General features: G+C 50.7%; 13 protein-coding genes. All 13 read right to left on the bottom strand.

Translation table 11 applies throughout. The features are described 5' to 3' along the window. Positions 1-134: 134 nt before the first annotated feature. Positions 135-1,433: an EAL domain-containing protein gene (locus tag RBB82_RS24575; RefSeq protein ID WP_433975738.1), complete on the bottom strand. Its 1,299-nt coding sequence runs from the start codon at positions 1,431-1,433 to the stop codon at positions 135-137. Positions 1,434-2,038: 605 nt separating this feature from the next. Beyond that, positions 2,039-2,728 (bottom strand): TetR/AcrR family transcriptional regulator, encoded by a 690-nt coding sequence (locus RBB82_RS24570; RefSeq protein ID WP_433975736.1) that lies wholly within the window; start codon positions 2,726-2,728, stop codon positions 2,039-2,041. 992 nt (positions 2,729-3,720) lie between these two features. Beyond that, positions 3,721-4,134, bottom strand: a complete 414-nt coding sequence (locus tag RBB82_RS24565) for an ATP-binding protein (protein ID WP_433975735.1) — start codon at positions 4,132-4,134, stop codon at positions 3,721-3,723. Beyond that, positions 4,131-4,523, bottom strand: coding sequence for a DUF4386 family protein (locus tag RBB82_RS24560; protein ID WP_433976013.1), 393 nt, complete (start codon positions 4,521-4,523; stop codon positions 4,131-4,133). Before RBB82_RS24560 ends, RBB82_RS24565 begins: the two co-directional genes overlap by 4 nt. Positions 4,524-5,067: 544 nt before the next feature. Beyond that, on the bottom strand, positions 5,068-8,493 hold the full coding sequence (locus RBB82_RS24555; protein ID WP_433975733.1) for a carboxypeptidase regulatory-like domain-containing protein: 3,426 nt from the start codon (positions 8,491-8,493) through the stop codon (positions 5,068-5,070). 598 nt (positions 8,494-9,091) lie between these two features. Next, a complete protein-coding gene (locus RBB82_RS24550; RefSeq protein WP_433975731.1) occupies positions 9,092-9,730 on the bottom strand; it encodes a response regulator transcription factor in 639 nt (212 codons plus the stop codon). Between the two features lie 805 nt (positions 9,731-10,535). Continuing rightward, complete coding sequence (locus RBB82_RS24545) at positions 10,536-12,053, bottom strand: RAD55 family ATPase (protein ID WP_433975730.1); 1,518 nt, start codon at positions 12,051-12,053, stop codon at positions 10,536-10,538. Then, positions 12,037-12,477, bottom strand: a complete 441-nt coding sequence (locus tag RBB82_RS24540; protein ID WP_433975729.1) for a hypothetical protein — start codon at positions 12,475-12,477, stop codon at positions 12,037-12,039. The genes RBB82_RS24545 and RBB82_RS24540 overlap by 17 nt, the downstream gene beginning before the upstream one ends. 139 nt (positions 12,478-12,616) lie before the next feature. Further along, complete coding sequence (locus RBB82_RS24535; RefSeq protein WP_433975728.1) at positions 12,617-14,491, bottom strand: EAL domain-containing protein; 1,875 nt, start codon at positions 14,489-14,491, stop codon at positions 12,617-12,619. A gap of 544 nt (positions 14,492-15,035) precedes the next feature. Further along, positions 15,036-17,033: an ATP-binding protein gene (locus tag RBB82_RS24530; protein ID WP_433975727.1), complete on the bottom strand. Its 1,998-nt coding sequence runs from the start codon at positions 17,031-17,033 to the stop codon at positions 15,036-15,038. A gap of 390 nt (positions 17,034-17,423) precedes the next feature. Continuing rightward, complete coding sequence (locus RBB82_RS24525; protein ID WP_433975725.1) at positions 17,424-17,876, bottom strand: ATP-binding protein; 453 nt, start codon at positions 17,874-17,876, stop codon at positions 17,424-17,426. Between the two features lie 18 nt (positions 17,877-17,894). Beyond that, positions 17,895-18,230, bottom strand: coding sequence for an STAS domain-containing protein (locus RBB82_RS24520; RefSeq protein ID WP_433975724.1), 336 nt, complete (start codon positions 18,228-18,230; stop codon positions 17,895-17,897). A gap of 69 nt (positions 18,231-18,299) precedes the next feature. Then, a complete protein-coding gene (locus tag RBB82_RS24515; protein ID WP_433975723.1) occupies positions 18,300-19,502 on the bottom strand; it encodes a PP2C family protein-serine/threonine phosphatase in 1,203 nt (400 codons plus the stop codon). Positions 19,503-19,504 lie beyond the last annotated feature (2 nt).

The raw sequence follows: 19,504 nt of genomic DNA, 5'->3' as shown, positions 1-19,504 counted from the left end.
GCGTTTTTATTTCTCTGGATCAAGGTGAGTGCAAGCCTAACATGTGGCCTTTACACATTCATCCTCATCACGCATCATGCTGGAAAACATTATCGGATTGCTCGCGTCTACTGATGCCATTGTCCTGAACGTTTTCACACAGCTTCTTTGAGCACTGAACGAAGAAGAACTGATTCCATCTCCCCACTGGAAAGCACGCCGGAAAGCAACGGGCCTTGGAAGACGTCACATCCCGCTTCGCGAAGTTCCGCTCGGTGTCTCCGTGATTGGATGTCCTTCGCCGCGATTCGTAACCCAAACCGATGTCCTCGCGAAATGATCGCCCCGATTACGTCGTGGGAGTCAGTGTATCCCTGGACGCCGGATGTGCAGCTCACTTGTAGTGTCTCGATTGGGAGACGTTGAAGATAAGAAGTAGGGAAAGGGCTTAGACCGTATCCGCTCAGAGCAAATCGAACTCCTATATTCGCAAGTTTCTTCATCGTTTCCGTGGCTGCCGCCAAATTGGTCGTGATCGTAGATTCCGACACCGTAAGTTCAATGAGACCTCCTGGAACCCCTGTTTTGCTGCTGAGGTCGTCAAGAGCAGCGCCAAAATCCTTATCGAGCAATTGCGATGTCGTCACATTCAAGGAAAGCGATGCAATCGGGACACCTCTCTCGAGCCAGTCGCGAGCTTGTACGAATACCTTATTGAGTATCCTTCTACCCATCTTTCGAACAAGTTCACGCTCTTCTATCCATGGCACGAAGTCTCGTTCTTCTAGCCATCCACCGTTAGGAGTTTGCAATCGCATCAGAGTTTCCGCACCGATCAGAGAGCCGTCTTTTTGATACTGCGGTTGGAACTCTAGGTCCAGGAGATCGTTTTCTAGTGCGTCGCTAAGATAGTGCTCCATCTCAGCCGGATCAGAGTACTTTCCAATGAGATCAGGAGTAAATAATTCGAACCCGTCTTCCCCCGAGCAGATGGGACGATACATAGCTGCTGCTGCATTGCGTCGTAGAGTGGCAGCGTCGAGACTTTCGATGGAGCCAAGGGCAGCACCCACGATGAATCCACTGTAAATCTCGGTGCCAACGACTTGAAAAGGTCTCTTTCCCGCTCTGATGATTCGTTCACAGATCGTTTCCAAGTCTTCTTCGCCATTGAGATCTCTAAGAAGAATCAACACAGTACCTGGCTTCTCTTTCGCAACCATATCGCTAGTGCGAAGACATTGACGAAGACGGTCGACAGATAGGAGCAATAGTCTATCTTCCGCGCTGTCCTCAGGTATCAGATTGCCAATTGCCATATGCGAGTTTATCCGTATTCGCAGGACAGCAAAAACACCTGCGCTGCGGGTTCGATTGAACAATTCGATGGTAACGGCTTCCATGAATTCTGATTCTGAGGAAACACCGTATGGCACGGAACTTTGATTGGTCATGGGGCTGCAGCTCTCTGGGTCAACGTTGAGAAGTCCATCGAGTCGGCCGTCGACCCACTAGCATGGTTTTGCTTTGCATGAATTTGTTGAAGCGGTCGGAGTGACCCTCGCGACTGCTTGATAGTGACGGCGACCCAGATCGTTAGACAGACAGGTAACACACCGTGTGTCGCTGGGTAAATCCCACGCCCTAGTTTTTTGTGAGAAGAAAGATGGTTCGAACGAGGCACAAGAGATGCTTGGTGTCGAGAAGTCCGCTTATAAGGAAAATGACCTGCAGCCTGAGATTGCATATTTCATCCTATGCTCAGTTCGCAAGTTGCAGCCTTTTCCCAAACGGCTGCGCATCTCGTCTCTGACTAGATTGGGCCGTCACTTACACTCGTTACCCGACCCAAGTATAGACTTAGTATGGGCTTTATAGGAGCATCAGTAGATAATTATCAAAAAATAGACCAGTCCTACTGCCCTGATCGCTGCGGTAGGGCTTAGCTAACCAATAACTTATTGCGAACTCGGATATAGGCTAGCTCAGCCTAGTATTAGCCGTGAATATTGCCTGAAACAGGGTGCCTATAGTCTCAATGTTATCCTGATCCGCACCTTCAACTCCCGATCTCACGGCCTTGCTTGGCTAGCTGACCTTCAGCGCGAAAGACTTTCCTCGCAAATATTGGATGAGCCCTAAGGAAACAATCAACTGCCGCCTCGGCATGTGCTTGAATAGCTCCTGGATCCCACATATCGCGCATGCCCACCAAAGCAGTGAGGCGAGGTCTGTGGGTGACTAAAGCAATAAAATGCTCTGCGGCTTGGAAAATAGCGACGGCCATAGTATCCGGGGTCGCTATGTAGGTGGAAAGAACTTCCGAAACAAGTTTGATGCGTCGGGAAATACCGTTCTCAAAAAAAACAGTTCCTATAAGCGGCTGCCTAATACTCTCTGAGGCGGCCAGCCGTGTCATAACACTCATTGCAATTGATAGCACCTCGTCGATCAGCCTCAATCCAATCGCTACCAGCCTATCCCGCAGCGAGGGCAACCCCGAAGAACGCTCAATTATCTGGATAATCTTCACATTCTCGGTTTGCAAAACATCATTCATCGTTCCGATCAGAAGGGCATGTTTGTTGGGAAAATACGCATAAATATCACGCTTGGATACGCGTGCACGTCGGGCTATTTCTCCTGTCGTTGCATCTTCAAACGAGAAGTCGGCGAATACCTCCAGCGATGCGGCAACAATTCGGCTAAGGCGCTCGTCCTTGCTAATGTCTTGCAAATCATCATTCATTTCGTCCGCCTAGTTTTATAAATGCGCTTTCAGCTGCAAAGGTTATTAGTCTCGCCAGCCACCGGGGGGCTCTGCTTGGGGGCACTTAGGAAATTCAGATCCTACATGTAAAACTCTAATTCTACGTAGATCCTGGACAGCGGTCGATATGCACGGATCAAACTCGCGGTCGCTCTACAAGAGGTGATTGCTAAGTTCCGTCTTTATCATGGTCTTTTGTCTCTCAGGTATGAAGTCAAGAAGGGGATTATCCTCGCTGTATCGATCGACATGTACCGAAAACTCATCCGAGGGTAAGTCACAGAATTGGCGCGAACTGAAGAATGAAAAGCCGCAACCATAGCGAAATCCAAAAAAAGGGGCGCGGGTAATTCTCGTGAACCGGTTGTTTATTACGACAATATTAATATAGGAGCTCACATAAGCTTGCTGCCTCGACTCTTTATGTTGGAATATGTATAGTTCACGTTTTTTTGCAAGCCAGATTTTCATTAGTTTTGATAAAAATAAAAACGTTGGGGGTTATGTCGGCTAGCCAACAAATGAGGTAGGCTATACACATAGGCAGCAGAGCATTACGCCACAGAAAACCCCTCGAAGGACTAGAGGGTTTTTCTGTGGCCAGACCCCGCGAATGGCACCGCAGTAAACGGGCAATTGGCACCTCATGCCGCGAATCCTTATCGAACTTCTGCAATGCAGCGACTGCAAGATTGGCCGGAAGCGGATTGTGCGTCCGTGTAAGTGAGATGAGAGTCGTTGACCCCCTCGCTTACGTCAAAGCCCAGACTGCCCAGCGTATCTGTCAGCGCAGCCCTGTTCGCATCGGTGTCATCGACCACCATCACCCTTTTGCGAGGACCGCTGTAACCGGCCGCCTGCCCACTTATTGGCGACACGCTTCGTTCGGACCCAACAATCCGCGCTGACATCTCGAACGAAAAACAGCTCCCCCGGTTCGGCACACTCTTCACCCGTATTTCGCTTCCCATCTACCGGACCAGCTGTCGGCTGATGCTCAACCCAAGCCCGGTACCGCCAGACCGGCGTTGCTCGTCCCCTACCTGCTCGAACGGCCGAAAGATCTTCTCCAACTCCTCCCCAGCGATGCCGATGCCGCTATCCTCCACTTCAAAGCGGAGCTGCACCTGCTGCTCCTTTGACTGGGACAGCACCTTGACACGCAGGTCCACCCGCCCCCGATCAGTGAACTTGACCGCGTCCGAGAGCACGTTCAACAGCACCTGGCGCAAGCGCTTCTGATCAACTTGGACGAATGCCGGAAGATCCGGGGCGATATCGCCCCAAAGTCGAGAGCTTTTTCTTCGGTCTTGATACGGATGATATTGGCAACGCCGTGAAGAAAAGCAGACGTATCCAAAGGGTTGAGCGACAATATCCGTCACGAGTCCGCCAACCTGCGGGCTGCGCGACCGGAAGGTTGGCGTCGCTGGTCTTCATCCCGTCCTCCATTCCATAGACGGATGTCCGTACTGTGGAAAGAAGTCCATTCGCAAAGCCGTCCGCACGCTTCCATCAGAAAGGACGCAATCATTCCCCATGCCGCCAATGCTCTTGGGATGAAGCCGGGCTTGAACCACAGATAGTAGAAGGGAGTACTTCGAAGCCCGGCGAGCACCAGGCCGATGTTATACGCATCGGCATGCGCACTGACCGACACCCTCGCCAGGGCCTGCAACCGGTTCGCTTCGAATGGAATGCAAGTAGTCCGCACAACTGAGTATCCGCAAAACGTCGAAGTCACCGAGCAGACGACCAGGGTTGCGGTCTCGATGAGCTCCAGCCCGTGGCCAGCAACGCGAGGCTTCGATTGACTGGCATGAGGATTACGTAAAGAACAATGATCAGGACGACATCAAGCGCGAAGAGAGTGAGATTACTGCTGGCGCCAGCGCAGACAGATAAGAGAATCCCACAACTGTCGCTGCTTGCGTTGCGATTCGTCGATGGTGCCGATTGTCATTCCGCGTCTCCACCGTCTCGGTGCCGCCTCACTAGTAGTAGTAGGCTGACCGGAATATCTCGGCCAACCCTGTGAGACTCGCTGTATAAAGCCTAACCCGCCAACGAAGGACGTCTGCAATTTTATTCGGTCTCAGGCACTTGGCGGATGCGACGGATCCGGCGAAGGTTGATTACACCGCCCTGATGATTCTTTGTCAACGCGGGGCGCATATCGCGTCGAGCCAGATAGGTCCCGACTAGTCGCGCACTGTGTTGACCTATCCGCCCGAGCACACGCTCGAATCGCGCTGTCCAGGGGGGCGAATCGCTGCCGCGCTCGTGCCTGAGGGTTTTGTTACAGGCTCTTAGGTCGCTCAGAAGGTATAGCGAATGCTCACAAGCCCTGATCTCGGTCCGAAAAAGTAGCCTCGAGTGCTGGTGATCTTGCCGACCGCGGTGTCAGTGATCGTCACATCTGGATTTCCCATGTTTGGATGATTCAAGACGTTTGAGAAGCTGCCTGAGATCTCAAGCTTTTGACTATCCTTCAGCAATGGGAAGCTCTTGAACAGAGCAGAATTCAGTACCTGGGAGTCGGGGCCCTTAAGAATGCCATATCCAGCGTTTCCGAACTGGCCCGCTTGTGGAATCGCGTACGCAGCTGGATTGAACCAATTATTCACGCTTCGCTTGCCAATAGGCGCTGACGAAGTGCCCGTACGGCTTACGCTACCGCCAAACGCATTGATATTTGTTGGATCAACCCCACTGAATAGCGGCGTCAGGTAATTACCACTGTTAGCCATGTATGCGGCGCTCAATTGCCATCCGCCGAATATCTTGGACCCAACGTTATTTTTAGTCAGCAGCAATTGTCCGGGTCCAATAGGCAGAATGTATAGAAGATTGGAAACGAATTGTACTCGTGGAGTGTATGGTTCATTCCCTCGTTGGCGGCCAAAGTCGTAGCTATCTTCTGCGACTACGCCCTGTGCGCCACTGGTACTAGGATCGTCGGTCAGGTTCTTCGCCCATGTCAATGCCGCTTCGAATGAAAGATTGCTTTTCATATGGCGACTAAGTTCGCCTGTGAAGGCATTGTAGGACTGGGTGCCCCCGTTAGACACCTGTGTCACTGTTTGATAGAGCGGGTAAGCGGTATTGGCTTGAGACCAAGGTATGGTTGCGCTAGCATGAACTTGATTGAGGTCTCGTCCATATAGCAAGTCGGAGGCTCTTGAACGGATATAAGAGAGCCGGAATCCCGTGTTAAATCCTATGTCTCGCTCCACGGTGAGGTTCCATTGCTGCACGAAGGGATTCCGTACATCTTTATCTACGCCAGTTATGACGATTGCCCCAAGAGTCCCTATGCTAGCGTTTGTCGGCTTGGTAAAGGTGATAGCAGGCGCACCACCTGTAAAGCTGTTGGTATATCCCACCGTTCCCCCATACGGAGCTTGATACAGATCGTTGAATAGATTGATGGTGAGATCGTTGTTATAGATTCCGTATCCACCCCGAATCACAGTTTTACCGCCGACATTATATGCAAAGCCAAGACGTGGATAGAAACCGCCCCTGAACGCACTCCTAAGGCTGCGGGTAGGAAATCCTGCCTGTGCAGCAGATATGATCGGGATTTGAGTCGGAAATCCTGAGACGATGTATTGCTGCCCATTTGCGAGCGAGGGGATAACAATTGCACCGGTCACGGGATCGAACGATGAGATCGTGTTGTATTTATCTACCGGGGCGCTGTCGAATTCGTAGCGCAGGCCGTAAGAAATCATCAGGTTTGGAACAGCATGCCAGTCGTCTTGAAGGAAAGAACTCACAAAATACTGGCGCGCATATTCCGACGGACGATTATAGGTATAGACGGTCGATTGAGGTAAGCCAAGCAAGAAGTCGGCATAGGAATAGCCAGTCTGGCTGCCGTCGAACTCAAAGCTGCCAAAGCTCGGAAAGTAGTGTGCGGTGCCATACTGCGGCCTATATTCTATTCCTGCTGTCAGCGTGTGCTTTTGGCGCTGATAGGTCAACTGATCTGTCACCTGGGTGTTCTGTTCAGTACCATCAGAGGGGCCTACTTGATCTGGAGACGTGAAGTTATCAATAGAAAGTTCGGGAAATCCAGTCGCATTGGCGGGACTGGACGGAAATCCAACGATTCCAAGATCGTCGAGTATAGGTTGGCCTTCTAAGACTGGATGGAAATTATTGTTGCTCCACATCGCGCCAATTTTAATGATGTTGAATATATTTGGAGTGATCATCCATGTATCTGAAAAGACGCCTGAATACGTTTTTCTGACCTGGACCCTGTATCCAGTTGTTGATGGAGGCAATCCACTGTCCAGCACCTCTGGAGAAGCCCTGTTATAGCTAAACCGCACAAATGCAGTGTTCGTTGGTAAGAGGATAAATGCAGTGTCAGATGGCAAGCGATTAGCGTCTAGGCGTAGATCGAATCGATTGCTATATATACTTTGTGGATAGGTATCCCTGAAGTTACCTACAGACTGGTTCGCGGGTCCAAAATTCGGTGACGGGTAGAACATCGTCTGCCACTTTTGAGCGGCCTGACTCTGAGACGATTGCAAGAGGCCCTGCGGAATCGTGTTGTTCGCAAACGGCCGCCCCGTATACGGATTTCTGACGATGATCGGGACTGCATTTGACAGCAACGAAGAGAAATTACCGGAACGAAAATCGAGGGTCGGCACATTGGGAGCGATGGCAACCGGCTGATTGTTCCGTAAGCCCTCATAGGATCCAAAGAAGAACGCCCTCCTCTCTAGAATCGGTCCGCCGACGCCGCCACCAAAGTCATTATCTGTGTAGGAATGGGTCGTTTTCGCAAAATAGTTATTTGCCTGAAGGGCTTGATTTCCAAAGTGCTCAAATACGCTACCGTGAAACTGGTCCGTTCCGCTCTTTGTGACCACCGTTATATTTACTAGTTGACCCATGGCCGCTTTATTATTAGCGGCATCGTATTTCACCTCTTCAACGATATCGAAGGATGGAAATGCTGGGCCCACTGCATTTCCGTATAGGGGTGAATTCGAACTGATTCCATCGACATTATAGTAATCTTGCGCTGCCGTTGAGCCAGCCATCGACCATTCAGATCCAGAAGATCCTTGATGCCCAGTAGGCAAGAGGGCGATGTACTCCTCCAGGCCGCTATTTCCCGTAGAGTCCTTGGTGCCAAGAAGATTGGATGAGGTCTGGCTTAGCTCCAGCCCTGTCACGGTAGTAGAGATAGAAGGCATTTCGTTCTCGATAACCGGCGCACCTGCTGTGACTACGACCTGGATCGGAACGTCATATTTACTTAGTGGGAGATCGGCACGAACTGTCTCCTGCGATCGAACCACGATCCCCTTGCTCTGAAGAGTTCTAAAACCATGAGTGCTCCCAGTGACGGTGTAAGTTCCGGGATTAAGCGCTGAAGCAGCGTACTCTCCATGTGAACCAGTAATGAGCCTTTGGGCGGCATGGGTGCCCTCGTTAGCAACAATCACAGTGACACCCGGAATAGCGGCCCCGTCTGAAGTGATCGCGGTTCCTATGATAACTCCTACTGTGCTTTGCCCATAAGAGTTGTTCCCAATAAGAAGTAGAAGTAAGAGAGTGAATGCAGCCCATTTTGCTTTAGGCACAAATGGCGGTGCGCGAGGATAATTGTCCGCCAGCCAAGATTCGTTGAGCCTCGATTGCTCACTGATTACCAATGGAGACGGTTCGTGCCTTGTTCGCATGAGAGTATCGCGAGTTGCGTATTCTTGCATGTCGACTCCCGTAGAGCGTGTTTCTAACGATCGTTCGGTTCTCCTGTGCCTTGGATAAAGGCGAGCATTGATTGCAACCACTAGTTTGGTAACTAACTCCAGCGAAAGCTGAAATTTCGGAATCCAATTGCACCTCGTTTATGGTGCCCATCCTTTTGGTGCTCCGAAAGGTGCGGATTTAGTCAGCATCGCTGAGTTGCAGATCAATCTTTCACTGGCCGGTATAGTCGATACCCTGTTATCAACAAAGAGATCGCAGTCGCACCACCAAAGTAATAGATGCATCGTAGTAATTGTTTGGGATTCGTTGATTGAAACCTAATATTTCCCCGGTCTACCAGAACGCCGAGATTCCTGGCCCGAGTCGAGGACAGCTATTTATTAGAGCTGTGCACGGTGATGAGATAAAAACATCATCGGATAATACGCAATCGGGGACAATACCCAAGCTGCAGCAGGTCATACAACTTTTTGTGACGAGAGCCGGAATAGATTCCGTATATAAAAATCACCTACAGAGCAAAATCGGTACGAACGATAAAATGAGCTCATCTCGATCCGCGCGATAGATATTTTCCGAATTGCTAAAGATCATTGACTAGAAGGTACGGATAGTTGAATTGTTTTGAAAGCCGACGTTAGGGGTATCGAGGTCGAGATCTTCCTGAATCGTACGGTCGATCGTGTAAACGATCCTTGTTCCACAAGAGGGGCATTCCGCATTTTGCAGCCCCTCAGCCGTTGAGTTTTGTTTTTCTGTAGGAAACGACCGCAGACATTCGGTGCAAGTCAACATCAGATGTTTGGTGCTGCGGCTTATCAAGATTGGAGCGTCCTTCTGCTTAGGCAGGGGCGGCCGCAGTGGACACTGGCGGTAAAGGTCATGGATAGTCAAAACCAATTGATCCGGCGTGTATTCGCCCTTGGTGAAGAAAGCATTCGTCAGCAGACCAGTAGTGTGAACGTTTGCAACAAACTCTCCACTGATCACAATGACTGCAATCTGTGGGAAGCGTCGCCGAACGATGGCGAGAAGCTCGAATCCTGACATGTTAGGCATTCTCAAATCAGAGATGATGATGTCTGGCGGCGTCTCACGAAGTTTCCTCAAGGCGTCGATACCATCGCTCGCCGTACGATAGACAAAACCACTTGCCTCCAGGATTGCACCTACAATCTCGAGCATGATGAGTTCATCGTCTACGAGCAGAACACGCGGGGCAAAATCATTTGACATAATCACACTTCCATAAATGCTTTACCAATTCGCAATTCTCGGAAGTTCGGAGCGAGTAAAAAGGTATTCGTAGAGGTGACAGATGCGCGTTAGGAAATAAGTAAATTTTCGCGCGAAGGACGTTCCAGACATATTCTCTGGTAGTTTCGAAATAACTCTCACTCGTTTAAAAACTTCGAACAATCGAGGCCCCAAGCCAGCCAATTGAGTGGTGAGGAATGCCGACGGCACGACTATCGTGGTAGCGACGATGACGGCCAGAATGTCAGAGACGACCGACGCTCGACTGCCAACCCCGTGACAACTGCTAAGTGCCTCAGAATCTGTAGAGCAATACCTGTCAAAGCCCATGGTCGGTCCGCTGAAACACGACCGCAATTACATTCGACTGAATCACAATGAATTACCTGTTACTGAACATGTCGTTACGAATTGTCTCATTGCCACCAGGACGAAGAAGAGTATGCGAATGGGAAGCAACGCACCCAATTTCAAGATGAGGCTCTCGGGAACACGGGTTCGAAACATGCGTTGAACTTTGCTAGCGACTTTTTCATCTGTCGACAAGAGTCGCATTGGTACCTGTTAGTACCAATACCTCCTTTGGGTTAGTTGATTTGCTATTTGACTCGCTCGCGGACCAAGCCATTCGAGGCGAGGAACGGAGAAGGTCGAGACAAATGAACTTACAAGCCGACTTGTCCCCGGGCATCGCTTTCGACACAAGACTTAGAAAATTTCAAGCCTAGATGTCCCCGCGGAAAGTTCGTCCCCGACGGTCATTCGCCCGATTCGCCAGAGGTCTCTACTTTTCGACCTTTGACTTATGTGAAGATGATTCTACTTGAACGGCTCGGTTCAATTGCGCTGGAACGCCAGTGATTAAGCCTTGATATCCCCGCAGGCGATGGTCTTTCAAGACAATTCCATTGGAGGTAATTTCATATTCACGTATGTCTACGCTGTGATTGCCGCCACGCATCTTGACGACGAACATTATCTTCCTCAACTGGCCGTCGATCTCGACGTAGCGAAAGCGAACGATGTCGTCAGCCAAGAACGAGATGGAGTATGTGCTGAAAGGTAGTTCCGTGAAGGACTCCTCCAGCTCTACAGTGCTAAGGATAGTGACGCCGATGCCTGTCAGCGCACTGATCAGCCGGTAGAGCGATTCGCGAAAATCAGTGCGGAAGCCCGGCGCCAGCACCATCTCAAAACCCGCCAGCGAATCGATCACCAGTCGCTTCGCGCCCATCTTTTGTACCGCATCGAGGATCTCTTGCATGGTTTCGTCCACGGAAAGATCCAGCGGACGAAGGTAAAGAATCTCAAGTTTGCCGTCGACCTGCGGCATTTCCAAGTTAAGACCAAGACTGGCAGCCCGCTGGGTATACTCTCTTGGACGTTCTTCAAAGACCGCCGCGATTCCCGCTTCGCCTTGCCGTATACCTTCGGCTAGAAACTGTATAGCCAAAACTGATTTACCCGTTCCTGACGCCCCTGCCACGAGAACACTGTCGCCCTCTGGAATGCCTCCTCCGAGCATCTTGTCCAGCTCTGTAATCCCGGTGGAGAGCCGCCTCTGAGTGACATTCTTGCTTCTCACCCTGGTGAGGCCACGGGTTCGCGAAAAGGCTTGCAAGCCGTCACCGGTAATACGAAATGTATGCAGTCCTGGCACCGACGCTTGCCCTCGCAACTTCATGATCTGGAACTTTCGAACAATGGAGTTTCTCTCCGCAGATTGGTAGAGCCAGAAAAGGCCATCCGCAACCGTAAACACCGGATTGTCACGCATCTCTGCCTCGTCATACTCCCCAATCAGAAAGGTCGTCGCCTGCCAGCTCGTCAGGTGGAGCGCCAGTCGCTGCACGAAACCTTGCAATTCCATCTCGGTAGTTGCGCCGGCCGCTTTGCGCACTACCGTGCGAAACGAGTCCACCACCACTACTCCGGGGTTGATTTCTTCGACCAGTTTGGTTATTTCTTTCAAAACCGCGTCGAGATCCTCCTCCAGAATCACTTGGCTAAGATTGACGAATTTAATGGACCCGGGTACCTTTTCTTGATCGAAGAACGAGTACTGCTGCTGATATCGCAGCATCTTGAGGGCAGGTTCGCCTAGAACGGTGAAATAGAGGGCCGGCTTTTCAGGGGTCGCATTCGCGAATATAAATTGATGCGCCAAAGTCGTCTTTCCACATCCCGGAGCGCCCGCGACGATATTGAAAGAGTACTCGGGTAGACCACCGCCCATAATCTCATCCAGACCCGGTACTCCCGTTGGGAGTTTGTTGAGAATCACCTTATCCTTGCGGCTCATGCTTTTCTGTCCCTTCGGAGGCCAATGGTATAAACAATGCATTCGGCCAGACATCATGCATCAAGCGCAGCGTGAGCGTCTCCCCAATGAACGTGAAAAGCAGGCCGACCAGGTGTGCCACAAGGAGTGCTTGGCCCTCGGCATCATCGTTGTATCGATTAGGTTTGACCTCTTCTAACATTCCGGTCGCATTAACCTGCAGCGCGCCAAGGACCGGAGCTTCCCGTACCGCTAACCTCAAGGCGCGCGATAGGAGCGAGTGAAAGCCGGCGGCTCCCGCGAGTGTTGTCAGAGGACGACGGAATTTCTCGCAGATGCGAAATGCTACGGGGACATCTGCCTCCGAAGGAATAGCCGCAGCCGCTTCATCGGCAAGAAGTCGTTCGGCGATTTCTCGCATCTGTGGGCTGGCTAAGTTAGGCATTCCTATATTGTGTGGAGTACACCGCTAGGCTAAATGTTAGTCCTGCACTTGCCGATGTTTTGGCGCTGCTCTGAATTTTGTTGGAAGAATAACCTAGGGTGTAAGCTCTTGATTGAGATTGGAAGGAATTTCTGAATCATCACCCGCAAAGGTGGCGGCGACTAGCCGGGAATTTGGAACCGGCTGTCTGCAGTTCAAGGGCGCTCCGTGGCCTTGCAAGCGATGACAGATCCTCCACAGCCCCTGGTTGCCCGAAAAGATAACCTTGGTAGGCGTGACAATCATGGCGGCCAAGAAATTGCCGTTGTTCCTCGGTTTCGACCCCTTCGGCGATGACGCTCAGCCCCAGGCTTCGTCCCAAGGCTATGATGGCACTGGCAATGATCGCATCGCTGGAATTGGTCAGTATATCGCGGACGAACGACCGATCAATTTTCAGCTGGTCTAAGGGGAGGCTCTTCAGAGACGCGAGTGACGAAAATCCAATGCCAAAGTCGTCTAACGCAAACTGCACACCGCGAGCTTTCAAAGCGGACATCTTGACGAGCGTTTCCTCTACTGGGCCGAACATCGCTCTTTCTGTAAATTCCAACATCAACTTTCGAGGATCCGCGCCAATCTCATCAATAATTGTCAAGATACGCGTGACAAAGTTGGGATGGCCAAATTCACGAGCACTTATGTTTACTGAGAGTGTGAGGTGTGCCGTGTGGGGCGTCATGCTCCAAGCCATCAACTGGATGCACGCTGCTTCCACGACCCATTGCCCGATGGACTCGATCAGTCCGTGTCCCTCCGCAAAGGCGATAAACTCCATAGGTAAGAGCAATCCGCGGCGAGGATGTTGCCAGCGCAGTAGTGCTTCGGCGCCGATTAGGGATCCCTTGTAGTCAACCTGAGGTTGATAATGAAGAATAAATTGCCTTTCTTGCAGAGCTCGGCGGAGGTCGGCTTCCAGTTCGGCCCGTGCTGTTACTGCGCGTTGCATCTCTAAATCAAAAAATTGAATTGTGCTGCCGCCGGCCGCTTTTGCCCGATATTGGGCCATGTCCGCACGTTTCAGTAAATCTTCCACGGACTCCCGATTCTTGCTAAACAAGGTAATGCCAATGCTTCCAGTGCTCCGATGTTCGTATCCGGCCAGATGGTAGGGCATATTGAGCGCATCAAGGACCTTCATCCCTATTTTTTTTGCTTGGCCATTCGCCACGGTAGGATCTTCGCTCAATTCTTCAATCATTATTACGAACTCGTCGCCACCCAGCCGCGCTACGGTATCGCACTCTCTCATACATGTATTGAGCCGGTGTGCAACCTCTTGAAGAAGCAGGTCACCAAGATGATGACCTCGGGTGTCATTGAGATCTTTAAAGTTATCAAGATCAATTAATAGGATTGCCCCGTGGTGCATCGTGCGGCAACAAGTTACCAACGCACGATGCAACCGGTCCATCAGAAGCCTCCGATTCGGCAAGTCTGTGAGGGGATCATAAAACGCCAACTGTTCTACTGCCGCCTCCGCCCGTTGGCGCTCCTGAATCTCTTCCTGCAGTTTAATATTGAGCATTTCCACTCCCTCCATGAGTTCGTGCTGGCGCACCGCGGAGACTAGCAAAGCCTCGTTCATCACAGTAGCCCGGCGATGAAAGGGGGCGGTCTCTGTCACCTGAAGGAGCGTGCCCACTGGAGTATCAACATCCTGTCGTTCCCCAAAAACTGGTGAAATCTCGTAGGACCAGTAGATGGCGTGTGGTTTAGCGTGGTCCCCCTGCGTATGAGACTCGGTATTTCCGGTGCGATAAACGCGATCAATCAAAAGGAGACATTTGTCCTCTTTGGGCAATAATTCGGCGCATGCCTTACCTATAATTTCTTCTCTGTTCTTGCCTACTAAGCGACAAAAGGACGGGTTGGCGTAGCAGATTATCTGGTCTACGCCACCAGTAACAGCCATGGGCAGGCGCGCAAAGTCGAGGATCGCGTATGTGCTCGGTTGTACGCAGGCGAGATTCACTTATCTACCCCGCGAAGGGCGATTGAGCGAGTGAACCGCGGGATCTATGAGCACGGTCGGAGGCAGACTCAGCCTAACGAAAGCATAAAGGGATCCATACCCATTTAGCTTCGGGCCCATGGGCACATCTGCTTCTTCCAAAGAAAGCCATCCAGTAAAAGTGCTCATCAAGGGATTACCAGATTTGGCGTTAGTGAGTCTTACTGCATCTTATACGCTTCCTAAGATTGTGCGGTTGCTTTTCGTCATTGAGAAACTTCCGGTTTAGCCTTGAAGCGTATGCAAATTGCTTTGAGACTACTTATAAGTTCTTTTAGCGCCCACAATAATAAATCTTTGTTGATCCAAGAACATTACAAAGAGGACTGTGGGCGCCACGTGAAACAGGGAACAAACCTATTCAAAATAAGCATTAAACCTGAGTGTTGACATACAAAATAGGGCGAAGCGCATGGCCAGTAAACTGCACTACTGACGAATCTTCCGATCGGTTGATAACAACATAAACTACCTCAAAATCCTTGTTTCAATCTGAATCGCAAAATTAAACGGTGTTATTGAGGACTTCTCGTACTTTGCCTGCCAGTTCTTGTTGAGTAAACGGCTTTTGAAGGAAGGGAACTCCTTCTTTCACGCCGGAGACCGCCATTGCATCCGTAGTATAGCCAGACATGAGGAGCACCTTAATTTCTGGACGAATCTTGAGGACCTGTTCCACGAGATCTCGGCCGTCCATTTTTCCAGGCATGAGCAGATCCGTCAGTATCAAATCGATGCGGGAGGAATATGATTCGCACATCGCTAAAGCCTGGTCGGCTTGTCCCACGTCGAGAACCGTGTAGCCCTGCCGTTGCAGTAAAATAAGCACAAGTTCGCGAACTAGTTCATCATCTTCCACCACCATGATTGTTTCGGTACCCGTAAGCATCTCAGCACGTTCGCGCGGGGCTGGAACGGAGCTGCTTCCTTCAACGCGAGGAAAATCTATCCAGAAGGTGGTCCCGCAGTTTAATTCACTCGTAAATTGGATGTGTCCGCCGCTTTGGTTCACAACGCCGAATACAGTGGCTAACCCCAGACCTGTCCCCGAGCCCTGAGGCTTCGTGGTGTAGAAGGGTTCAAAGATATGCTGTTGGGTTTCGAGATCCATCCCAGTACCAGAATCGGTGACCGTCAGGCTGACATATCTGCCGGGTGCCAAGCCACGAATCCGTTCACCCATCTCATCCACCTGGACGTTCTCAGTCCGAATCGAGAGCATACCCCCTTTGGTCATTGCATCCCGAGCATTGAGTGCAAGATTCAGAATCACCTGGCCTATCTGCCCCGGATCTGCGCACAATGCTCCTAGCTTTTCATCGAGTGTATTGTTCAATCGGATGTTGTCGCCGATAAGTCTGCGCAGCATTTCGCTCAGGCCAAGAATCACGGTGTTCAAGTTGACTACCTGAGGACGGAGTACTTGACGTCGGCTGAACGCGAGCAACTGTTGGGTCAACGCAGCGGCTCGTTCACTTGCTTTCTTGATCTCCGCCGCCTGGTGATAAGCTTCAGTCCCCACCCCCAAATCGTTCATCAATATCTCACTAAATCCGAGGATTCCAGTCAAGATGTTGTTGAAGTCATGGGCCACTCCACCAGCCAACCGGCCAATGACCTCCATTTTTTGCCCTTGACGAAGTTCATCCTGAACGCGACTCAGTTCAACCTCGGTACGTCTGCGAGGCGTGACGTCCCTAATGGCCATAAGAATCATTTCTCCGCCGCTGAGCCGTCGCACATTCAGACGCAGGGTTTTGCGGCCGACCTGGGGAAATTCAGTCTCAACCTCAATCTCTTCGTAAGCTCGACTGTCCAAAACTACTTTTTCAAGCAGACTCTTTAGGGATGGAATATTCCAGGCGCCTTGTGCCAGCTCATAAATGGAGACTGTCTCTGTATCCTTCTCGGATTGCCTGAATATTCGATGAAACGCACGATTGGCCTTTTTTACACATAAGTTGTTATCCAAAATGACCAGCGGCTCCCGTACGACTTCTAAAATAGAGATGACAAGATCGAGCGCGTGACTGGAATCGAACATGTCGACCGTCGGCTCTCCGTTGATTTGGCCCCACTTATCGTTGATAGCCTGCGCTTCTTCCTTAGCCAACTCCAATTCTTCGTTGAAACGCTGAACCTCCTTGACATTAGAAAGAACCTCTTCGTTGGCGGATTGAATGTCGTAGCTGTATTGAACTCGGTCATTCTCGGGACTGCAATTCACCTGTTTTGGGGTTGGGTGCTTCCCGTCAAGGAGAACCCGAGACCTGGATTCGGGAATCTCTAAATCTTCGTTTGGCAATTTCCATTTTGCATTGATATTCCGCGCCTCTTCCTCGGCAACTTCCAACGTCTGCTGAAAATCTTCTCTAGACTTAAACAAAGCTGAGCGCTCCCTGGCTGCATTCATAGACAACTGAGTGTCAACAGTTGGCCTATCTCCCGGGCAAGATGCTGCCGCGTCGGAGGTGCGAGGGTTTAATAAAAGAAGTCGCTTCAATGATGACCTCCTCTCTCAGTAACCTATTGACTGGAGAGAACGTCATTTTGACGTTGGTAACCTGGAGTGAAGCTCCTCCGCAGGCCAGTTTGTTCACTTCGGCGTTGACATCATCACTAAATCTGATCCGTAGGTCCGCCCCTTGAGATTGCTGATTCTAACAGAATATTTGTGGTTGTTATATAAAAGACACATTTGGATCTCGGCTAAGCGCTAACTGGGTTCGCCAGGCATTGCCCGGCCAAGTTCATACCGCCAGCCCATTCCCCTTCTCCACCAACCGCCTCAATAGCTGGATCGGGGGAGCCTCAAGGAATTACCGCGCGGACGCTTGCGTTATTTTTCCGGATTAGCTCTTAATACTCTAGACAGCCCAAGCATACTTCAGTCTCAGGTTATCCTGTCGCAAAGAATATACTTCGTGAGTTGCATGCGATTTAAACTTTTCTCTCGGGTATAAGTAACTTCGTCCATGAGATTACGAATAATTTGTAGGCCTCTTCCGCCTTCTTTAAGTAAAGCTCTGTCAGTTCTGTCAACCTCGACTATCTCTGCGCCATGAATAAGTCTGTCGATTTGTTCGGCAGGCATAGGCGTTCCCCAGTCACAGACCTCGATCTGTAGCCTATCTACGTCCGTTGAAACTGCGATCGAGACCGTTTGACCCCGCTCGCCGTGGTATGCGTGACGGATGACATTCGTTGCCGCTTCGGCGATGCACAGCTCGACCTGACTTGCCTGTATCTCGTTCATGCCGATATGGACGCATATTTGATTAATAGCGACAGCGACGAGAGACACGTCGCTAAGATTGCTATCGATAGTTAAGCGGAGAGCACTCATGGCCGTACCCCGGCTGAACTAAGATAGTGCAGACACGGCGTCTTCCACACTGTGAAACATTCGGAACACCTTATTCATCCGTGTCAGCTTGAACATGCCTGCAACACTCTCACGAGCTCCACATAAAACCAACTCGCCGTCGTCACTCATAACCTTCAAACTTCCTATAAGTGCACCCAGCCCGCTCGAATCTATGAAAGTTACATCACTTAAATCGAGAATGACCGGTCGCTTGACCTTGGTCACAAATCCGATGAGGTCTTGTTTGAAACGTGGAGCTACATCAGCGGTTATACGGCTCTCAAGTACTTTTGCAATGAACAAATTGCCTACTTTGCTTTCTTCGAATCTCATCCACTTCTCCTTTTTCGTATTCGCGCTAAAACATAACCCGACCCTGGAACCAGTGCCTCATGTCATGTCTCAGATCATCTCGATTGCTAGTAAAGACAGGTCGTCATCAAAGTCGGCATTGCCGTGCCACATCCTGATTTCGGCAATAAGTCCTCCTAGCAATTCGTCCAGTGGTTGCGCCGCGCATCGCTCCAGATATGCAACAAGACGTTCCTTACCTAGTTCTTCGTCTCGAACGCTCTTGCATTCCGTAACGCCATCTGAATAAAGCAGTAGCCGATCCCCATGAAAAATTGGTGTTTCAACGCAGTCAAATTCAATTTCGGGCCAGAGTCCAACCGGCATGCCGCCGGTCCCGAGGATTTCTAAACCTCCTTTTTTTCTGATCAGGATTGGCCCTGGGTGTCCGGCTTGCGCCACTCGTAAAATCGATGATTGACTATCGATTACGCCGTAGATCATCGTGAAGTATCGGTCGTCTTTCAACTGAAAGCGCCGATTTAGTTCACGAATGGCATCAAATGGCGATAATACTTCGAACGTGCCGGTGGCCGAGTCGTAACGCTTTAAGGGGCTGCCGTGGGTTGCCTCTGGAGTGAGTATCATGCTGAGCGTGACTGACAGCATCGCCGCTGGAACTCCGTGACCGGAAACGTCTAGTAGATAGAACCCTACCTGCTTTTCGTTCATAGAGAAAAAGTTGAAGATATCGCCAGCGACATATCCAGAAGACTGGAGGCGCCACTCACACCTTATTCCATGTGCCTGGAGAGCCGGCGCCGGTAACAATCTTTCCTGCATCCACGCGGCGGCTCTGAGATCATCTTCGATGAGATTATGGGCGGATTGCAGCCGGTGGTTAATTCCGGCGAGTTCGCGGTTCTTGTCGGCAAGTCCTTGCTGAAGGTTCAAGACACGCTCACCGGCCCTTACCTTGACCCGAAGCTCTTCAGGGCTTATCGGTTTGACGAGGAAGTCATCAGCTCCTGCATCCATACCTTCGATAAGATCGGCCTTCGCTCCTCTGGAAGTGCATAGGATGACATATACATAACGCTCGAAGTTCGCAGCGCGAATTTTCCGACAAAGGTCAACGCCGGCTAGGTTCGGCATCATCCAGTCGCTAACTACAAAACTGACTGAATTTCCTTTTATTAGCTGCCAGGCGAGTTCGCCGTCATTTGCTTCCAGAACCTCATGGCCCTGCCGATGCAACAACATGGAGTGTATACTGCGCACAACGGGATCATCGTCAACTAGCAGGATCTTCATCC

The sequence above is a fragment of the Tunturiibacter lichenicola genome (assembly GCF_051013355.1).
Classification (GTDB): domain Bacteria; phylum Acidobacteriota; class Terriglobia; order Terriglobales; family Acidobacteriaceae; genus Edaphobacter; species Edaphobacter lichenicola_F.
Note: the sequence above shows the minus strand (reverse complement) of the source record. Positions and strands in the feature narration are given on the sequence as shown.

What these genes read in the sequence shown, in the direction of transcription:
- RBB82_RS24540 (WP_433975729.1), bottom strand. Translation starts at nt 12,477, where the DNA reads ATGCCTAACTTAGCCAGCCCACAGATGCGAGAAATCGCCGAACGACTT.
- RBB82_RS24515 (WP_433975723.1), bottom strand. Translation starts at nt 19,502, where the DNA reads ATGAAGATCCTGCTAGTTGACGATGATCCCGTTGTGCGCAGTATACAC.
- RBB82_RS24520 (WP_433975724.1), bottom strand. Translation starts at nt 18,230, where the DNA reads ATGAGATTCGAAGAAAGCAAAGTAGGCAATTTGTTCATTGCAAAAGTA.
- RBB82_RS24545 (WP_433975730.1), bottom strand. Translation starts at nt 12,053, where the DNA reads ATGAGCCGCAAGGATAAGGTGATTCTCAACAAACTCCCAACGGGAGTA.
- RBB82_RS24550 (WP_433975731.1), bottom strand. Translation starts at nt 9,730, where the DNA reads ATGTCAAATGATTTTGCCCCGCGTGTTCTGCTCGTAGACGATGAACTC.
- RBB82_RS24525 (WP_433975725.1), bottom strand. Translation starts at nt 17,876, where the DNA reads ATGAGTGCTCTCCGCTTAACTATCGATAGCAATCTTAGCGACGTGTCT.
- RBB82_RS24555 (WP_433975733.1), bottom strand. Translation starts at nt 8,493, where the DNA reads ATGCAAGAATACGCAACTCGCGATACTCTCATGCGAACAAGGCACGAA.
- RBB82_RS24575 (WP_433975738.1), bottom strand. Translation starts at nt 1,433, where the DNA reads ATGACCAATCAAAGTTCCGTGCCATACGGTGTTTCCTCAGAATCAGAA.
- RBB82_RS24570 (WP_433975736.1), bottom strand. Translation starts at nt 2,728, where the DNA reads ATGAATGATGATTTGCAAGACATTAGCAAGGACGAGCGCCTTAGCCGA.